The sequence below is a fragment of the Vibrio scophthalmi LMG 19158 genome (genome assembly GCF_000222585.1).
Lineage (GTDB): Bacteria > Pseudomonadota > Gammaproteobacteria > Enterobacterales > Vibrionaceae > Vibrio > Vibrio scophthalmi.
Genome location: NZ_AFWE01000030.1, coordinates 1 through 6,088, shown reverse-complemented (window position 1 = coordinate 6,088; position 6,088 = coordinate 1). Strand labels below are relative to the sequence as shown.

General features: G+C 42.7%; 9 protein-coding genes. 7 read left to right on the top strand and 2 right to left on the bottom strand.

The window, feature by feature from the left end:
• The first annotated feature begins 155 nt into the window (after positions 1-155).
• From RH88_RS01500 to RH88_RS01475, 7 genes are all read left to right on the top strand, one after another.
• On the top strand, positions 156-1,523 hold the full coding sequence (locus RH88_RS01500; protein ID WP_005592969.1) for a lytic polysaccharide monooxygenase: 1,368 nt from the start codon (positions 156-158) through the stop codon (positions 1,521-1,523).
• A gap of 113 nt (positions 1,524-1,636) precedes the next feature.
• Positions 1,637-2,758 carry a cytochrome-c peroxidase gene (locus tag RH88_RS01495; protein ID WP_040757799.1) on the top strand — a complete coding sequence of 374 codons (1,122 nt, stop codon included), beginning with the start codon at positions 1,637-1,639 and terminating at the stop codon, positions 2,756-2,758.
• The gene (locus RH88_RS01490) at positions 2,755-3,252 is read left to right on the top strand and encodes a hypothetical protein (RefSeq protein WP_005592966.1); all 498 of its coding nucleotides are present in this window, start codon (positions 2,755-2,757) and stop codon (positions 3,250-3,252) included. The genes RH88_RS01495 and RH88_RS01490 overlap by 4 nt, the downstream gene beginning before the upstream one ends.
• A gap of 521 nt (positions 3,253-3,773) precedes the next feature.
• Positions 3,774-3,995 (top strand): ANR family transcriptional regulator, encoded by a 222-nt coding sequence (locus tag RH88_RS01485; protein ID WP_005592964.1) that lies wholly within the window; start codon positions 3,774-3,776, stop codon positions 3,993-3,995.
• On the top strand, positions 3,988-4,221 hold the full coding sequence (locus RH88_RS01480) for a hypothetical protein (RefSeq protein ID WP_005592963.1): 234 nt from the start codon (positions 3,988-3,990) through the stop codon (positions 4,219-4,221). The genes RH88_RS01485 and RH88_RS01480 overlap by 8 nt, the downstream gene beginning before the upstream one ends.
• Positions 4,222-4,423: 202 nt before the next feature.
• Positions 4,424-4,582 (top strand): hypothetical protein, encoded by a 159-nt coding sequence (locus RH88_RS23500; protein ID WP_005592962.1) that lies wholly within the window; start codon positions 4,424-4,426, stop codon positions 4,580-4,582.
• Positions 4,583-4,603: 21 nt separating this feature from the next.
• Positions 4,604-4,903, top strand: a complete 300-nt coding sequence (locus RH88_RS01475) for a hypothetical protein (RefSeq protein ID WP_005592960.1) — start codon at positions 4,604-4,606, stop codon at positions 4,901-4,903.
• Here the strand turns inward: RH88_RS01475 and RH88_RS01470 are convergent.
• Positions 4,896-5,105, bottom strand: a complete 210-nt coding sequence (locus RH88_RS01470; protein ID WP_005592959.1) for a hypothetical protein — start codon at positions 5,103-5,105, stop codon at positions 4,896-4,898. The genes RH88_RS01475 and RH88_RS01470 overlap by 8 nt on opposite strands.
• A 70-nt stretch (positions 5,106-5,175) precedes the next feature.
• A partial coding sequence (locus tag RH88_RS01465) for an IS3 family transposase (protein ID WP_005592958.1) occupies positions 5,176-6,088 on the bottom strand: 913 nt, incomplete at its 5' end.

The window sequence follows — 6,088 nt, the reverse complement described above, 5'->3', positions numbered from 1 at the left end:
GCAACAAACAGCTAAAAATTAATCGATTATATCGACAAAAATATTTATCTAAATCACGTTTGCAAATAAGATATTATTTGTCAGCTCAAAATGAAAGAGATATAAACCTATATCTTATTTCATTTATATAAATAATGAATTTAAGTAGTATAAAAATGATTTTTAATAAAAATAAAGCATCGGCAATGATCGGCATGGCGCTGTCATTGCCAGCTATTTCAGGAAGTGTACAAGCTCACGGTTGGGCAGAATTTCCAAGTGCTCGTCAGAACACTTGTTACAACGATGGTGGTTTTTGGTCTAACCAAATTCCTAACGCAGCATGTAAAGAAGCGCACGCTGTTTCTGGCACACAACCTTTTATTCAGCGTAACGAAGTTGCTGCACTGACTAAAGATTACCGCAACATCGAAGCAGTCAAAGCAAACATCCCAGACGGTCAACTGTGTTCAGCAGGTATGGCGGATAAAACTGGTCTAGACGTTCCTTCTGCTGATTGGCAGACCACTGACGTCGTGCTAGATGAGAACGGTGAATTCAACTTCGTTTGGACTGCAACTGCGCCACACAACCCATCTTTCTGGGAATTCTACCTGTCTAAGCCTTCATACGACGGTTTACGCCCTCTGACTTGGGATGACTTGGAACGGGTTGATACAGAAGAGAATGTAGAGCCAACTTCAGGTGCTCCATATAAAACTTACCGCTTCAAAGTTAAGCTGCCACAAGACCGCGTTGGTTCAGAAGCAGTTCTGTACTCACGCTGGCAGCGTATCGACCCAGCGGGTGAAGGTTTCTACAACTGTAGCGACATCGTGATCAAGCAAGGCGACGGCGAAGTTATTCCTCCACCAGTAGAAGGCAACCTGACTGCTCTGTACGGTTACTTTGTACAGCCTGGTCTGACTGCAGAAGCTGGTGACACTGCTCGCTTCCGTCTGATGGCTGGCACAAGCGGTTCTGAAGTGATGGATCTGCGTGTAGACATCACTGCAGCAAACCAAGTGACTTGGGCAACTGAGCTGGCTTCACAAATTAACGCTCAACAACCAGAAAAACTGTTTGTTGGTGTTTGGAATGCAGCAAACGGTGTATACGAATTCGATAATGCTAACCTGCATGCTAACAAGGTATGGGTAGCGACTGACGAATCATACTCGTTCCAAGTTTCTATCATCAAAGGTGAAGTAGAGCCACCTGTTGAGCCACCTGTTGAGCCACCGGTTGAAGATGGTACTTGGGACAAAACAGCAACTTACGTTGCTGGTGACGAAGTAACTCACGGCGGTAAGACTTGGGTAGCTGGTTGGTGGACTCAAGGTGAAGAACCAGGTAAAGCACAAGTTTGGAAACAAGTTCTGGGCGAAGGCGAAGTACCAAGTGTTGAAGAATGGTCTTCTGCGAAATCATACAACGAAAGTGACGTCGTAACTCACAACGGTGACAGTTGGAAAGCACACTGGTGGACAGAAGGCGAAGAACCAGGAACAACTGGTGAATGGGGAGTATGGCGTAAGCTGTAATTTCAATCTAGCTTGAAAGAAAGAGCAATGTCTTGTGAGAGATCTTGCTCTTTTCTTTTCATGCCTTGTGTTACTTTAATTCGTATTCGCTATTTTCACTCGACAATTTCCTGATGTTCAAGTCTCTCTCGTTTATCTCTATTGCTTTACTGAGTACAGCGTTTTCCGCCCATTCAGCAACTACTGTAAGCGCTCAGGATAAAATTGAGCTAGGTCGTTATCTCTTCCACGATGTCCGTCTTTCCGTGAAAGGTAATCGAAGCTGTGCGCTTTGCCATAATCCTGATATTCATTGGACAAATACCTTCAATAAAGTGCCTGACATTCATGGGGAAATATCACGATTAAACACCCCTTCGCTACTCAATGTTGCTGACAATCGCAACTTCACGGTGAGTACATACAACGTACAGGATTTAGAGTCTGCCGTTTCAAGGCCGCTCCTTTCGACAGATCCGCTAGAGATGGGGGCTACACCATCAATGGTGGTAAACAGACTGCAGGATGCCAAAACACTCTATGCGGCGCTTTTTCTGAATGCTTATGGTGACAGTGAAGTCACCTACCAAAGAGCAACCAAAGCACTTGCAGCATTCACTGCATCTATCGTGTCGATGGAGACTCGCTACCACAGATTCAAACAAGGTGAACGCACTGCACTGACTGAGAAAGAACAGCGTGGTTTAGCTTTTTTTGAAAGTGACAGGTTAAATTGTACCTCTTGTCACGGGGGAGAGTTACTTAACGCAACCAAGGCATCACAACGCGTTGAACATTACAACGTGGGTTTGTACGGTATTCATGCCGACGGTGAGTATTTTTACCCGTCATCAGAGAATGGATTGAGAAAGACAACCGCAATAAAAAGTGATGATGGAAAATACCGAACACCATCACTGATCAACGTCATCAACACTAGCCCTTGGGGTCATGATGGCAGCTATCTATCGCTTTCGGCAGTGATTGAGAGCTATGCGCGCGGCGGAAGGAAAATCAGTCTCGGCGCAAATGCTGGCGATGGAAAGTTTAGTTTTTCGAAACACCCTTCAATCCAAGGTTTTACTATTACGGAAGATGAGAAAAGCGACCTTTTAGCTTTTCTTGAAACGCTAACGATAGAAAACTTTGAACAACTAAAAACACAAACGCAGTCTCCGTTTTGCCAACTCGTCAAGTTGAAGAACAGAACGGAACGTCCAAACTGCATCGAACCATACAGAGTATCAACACAATGAAAAACACATCAATAATCACTATTGGCCTTGGACTGCTCGTGTCAGTGTCAGCACTTACAAGTGATGATGTAAGCACCATCAAGAATCAAAATATTAATAAACACTATGCGTCTGCTTACCAAGCTATTTGTAATCAACCACTTGAGACCTTGACATTCGCTACAACTCAAGAAGCCGCGCCACAACTCGAAAAGACGCTCAATGCCACCAACACTCTGGGCTTGCGTGTTGCTAATAGTGAGAGTACAACAGTCTATCAGCAATTGGCAGTGACAGAATGGAATCAGAAGTTCGTTGTCGCGACCAATGGCAATTACAAAATCAACATTAAAGGGGCCGATGCGACTATTACTGACGTTGCCAATCTACAATGCCAAGACCGCAACCTAACTATGCACCATTTCAATACACATGAGTGGGGAAGCTACCTACTCCAAATTGACATCGACAGTGGCAAACCTCTTGAGCTTGTGATTCATCCTACAGCTAACTGATCACCGCTTGGCACCGAGAATGCTTTCTGGCGCCATGTTCATATCGACACTGACAAGTTCGTGATTTTCACTGCCCTTGCTTTCTCATTTAACTCGAACTCGGGATAAAGTTAGATCAATTTTTAGCAAACTTTTGGACAAAACCTTACTAGTGCCTTTGCTTATTCGGGTTGTCAGCGTAATCGATTTGTGATTTTTTGTCAGCGCAATCGTGGGTCGTAGTTTGCCTATTATGGTAAATTGACAAAATTCAGGGCACTTTTGCACTCTAGGACACCATGCTTGCTGCAAATCCGCAAAAGTCGCCCTTTCCCCCTCCAAGAACGCCAAAAATTTCATTGAAAGTTAATTACAGTTTTTTGCCAAATGTTAATCGCTTGTGATTGGTTTTTATTTCGTAGGGATTCTGGTCTCTAACGGTTAAAATCTACACTTTGCCAGTTATGGCTAAAACTTAATTGTAACCTTAATCGTACATATACGATTAAGGGTTGAATTTCATTCGCTTTGGTGGGTTTTGCATGAGTTTTAATCAGCAATATTTAGATGTGGCACAAAAAGCCTGTGATGCTGAGAGACGTTGTGATTGGGAGCGTGCTGCTTTTTTTTGGAATTTAGCTGTTGATCAAGCTATTGGGCGTAATCGTCATTGGGCTATAGCTCGCTACGAATATTGTCGTTATCATTTTGCTATTCGAAGTTCGTTGGTAATAAGTAAGGATTTTTACAATACAAATGGATAATAAAAATCTTTTCTACGCGGTCGATACCGTTTCTCTTGAAGTGTTTTTAAAATCGGAGTTTGCTCAAGAAAGCCACATTTATTGTTCTTTCACAAAGAACCGTATATCCCCCATCATCGAACGCAATCTTGAGAAACGACGGGTGAAAAGTATTAGCTTTAATGATGGTCATACGCTTTACCCTACAGCGCCAGAACAAGAACTGGAAGAAGCGGAATATTATTAACGTTATACGGTCTTACAAAACGAAAAAGCCAGGATAGACTCCATTCTATCCTGGCTCTCTTTCACCCTTTGCTCAAGTTTGTGCAACAAAAACAGAAAACAATGCAAAAACTATGTCTTGTTGCACCGACTGATATTACATCAATATCTATTTGTGGCAAATTGTCATTTACTGCTGTTGTAACGTTTTCGTAAGGATCCCCATGAACATTAAAACGATGTTCGTTAATGGACTGATTATCAGTATGTCGGCGTTAATGTTGGTTGCGATCATCTATGCGATATGCGAATACTTAAACTATCAGAATCCATTGTTTCAATATTCGGACCTGCAAGCATTTATTCGTATCTCTAAGTTATAGGGATTCGCTCAGGTTTTGTATATGATTTGGTTGTCTATTGGAGTGTTGCTGTTGAAATTTGAAGATTGGGTTTGCCTTGAAGCTGGTGAAGATGATTATGTTATTGAGCGCTTTGAAGTTAGGGTAAAAGGGAAAAAGCCGCTTGTGCTTAACAAGCCGAGTTATTCCAAACTCTTGTTTGTTACTCAGCAATACCTAAATATCAAATTAGAGCCGGCTAAGCAGTTCATCCGAGATTCTGTGCTAGACACCCCTGAACCGTTGAGCTTTGATGAATACTGGCGGATGCGTGAAGTCCTTGAAAAGCAACTTGCTAAATAGCATCGTGCCATTTTCTGGATTGACCTAACGTGATGTGCGTTAACTCTTTCCCCATCAGGTCGGTTATCTCTATTTTGTAGACGTTCGCTGGCGCTGTCGCTTTAGCTGAGCGCTTCGCTGCACCTAAGCCTTTCATAAAAACAACTTCCTTACTTAATTCTTTCTCTTCTACATCTTTGAAAATGATCTGAAATGAGGACATTGCTTCCGTTCCTTACCTGTTTTTATCACCTGAAATGATAACGGCGAAAGGTCTATGAATAGCCACCAAATCAGTAGACACTCTTTAACTCGATTTCATATTGCTTTTCATACTCTACTGGCGACAACTGATTATTGGAACCATGTCGGCGTTTAATGTTGTAGAACATCTCAATATATTCGAAGATATCCATACGAGCTTCCTCTCTCGTGGTGTAGATCTTCCGCTTAATTCTTTCTCTTTTGAGTAACTGGAAAAAACTCTCGGCAACCGCATTGTCGTGACAGTTACCACGGCGACTCATACTTGATTCAAGACCATGCTGTTTCAAAAACCTGTCCCAGTCGTAGCTGGTGTACTGGCTTCCTTGATCTGAGTGAACGAGCACTTTTTCTATTGGTGAACGACGCCAAATAGCCATCAGCAAAGCATCAAGGGCAAGCTCTTTGGTTATTCTACTTTTCATTGACCAACCAATTACCCGCCGAGAGAACAGGTCTACAACTACCGCTAGATACAGCCAACCTTCGTGCGTTTTGATATATGTAATATCAGTTACCCACGATTGATTGGGCGCATGCGGGTTGAACTCTCGGGCGAGCTTGTTGGAAACAATGATGTTTTCGACACCACCTTTAGGGCGGGGCTTTCGATAACCTCTTTGCGACTGAATTCCTTCTCGCTTCATAAGACGATGAACTTGGTTAATTCCACAGATTTCCCCTTCATCTCGCAGGTCACTGTATATTTTTCGATAACCATATACACAGCCTGACTCCAGCCAAAATTGCTTTATCAGTCCGAGAAGATATTTTCGCCGCTTTTCTTGTCTACTATCTGGATTTTTTAGCCAAGAATAATAACCACTTGGGTGAATTCCAAAGACCTTACACATACGTCGAACAGACCAGATTGTCTGATTCGCTTTAATAAAGGCATACCTCAGTCGGACTGGCTTGCGAAGTACACCGCGGCTTTTTTTT

Bases quoted from the DNA above. Each gene is read 5' to 3' on its own strand.
- RH88_RS01495 (WP_040757799.1), top strand. From the start codon at position 1,637: ATGTTCAAGTCTCTCTCGTTTATCTCTATTGCTTTACTGAGTACAGCG.
- RH88_RS01475 (WP_005592960.1), top strand. From the start codon at position 4,604: ATGATTTGGTTGTCTATTGGAGTGTTGCTGTTGAAATTTGAAGATTGG.
- RH88_RS23500 (WP_005592962.1), top strand. From the start codon at position 4,424: ATGAACATTAAAACGATGTTCGTTAATGGACTGATTATCAGTATGTCG.
- RH88_RS01500 (WP_005592969.1), top strand. From the start codon at position 156: ATGATTTTTAATAAAAATAAAGCATCGGCAATGATCGGCATGGCGCTG.
- RH88_RS01490 (WP_005592966.1), top strand. From the start codon at position 2,755: ATGAAAAACACATCAATAATCACTATTGGCCTTGGACTGCTCGTGTCA.
- RH88_RS01485 (WP_005592964.1), top strand. From the start codon at position 3,774: ATGAGTTTTAATCAGCAATATTTAGATGTGGCACAAAAAGCCTGTGAT.
- RH88_RS01470 (WP_005592959.1), bottom strand. From the start codon at position 5,105: ATGTCCTCATTTCAGATCATTTTCAAAGATGTAGAAGAGAAAGAATTA.
- RH88_RS01480 (WP_005592963.1), top strand. From the start codon at position 3,988: ATGGATAATAAAAATCTTTTCTACGCGGTCGATACCGTTTCTCTTGAA.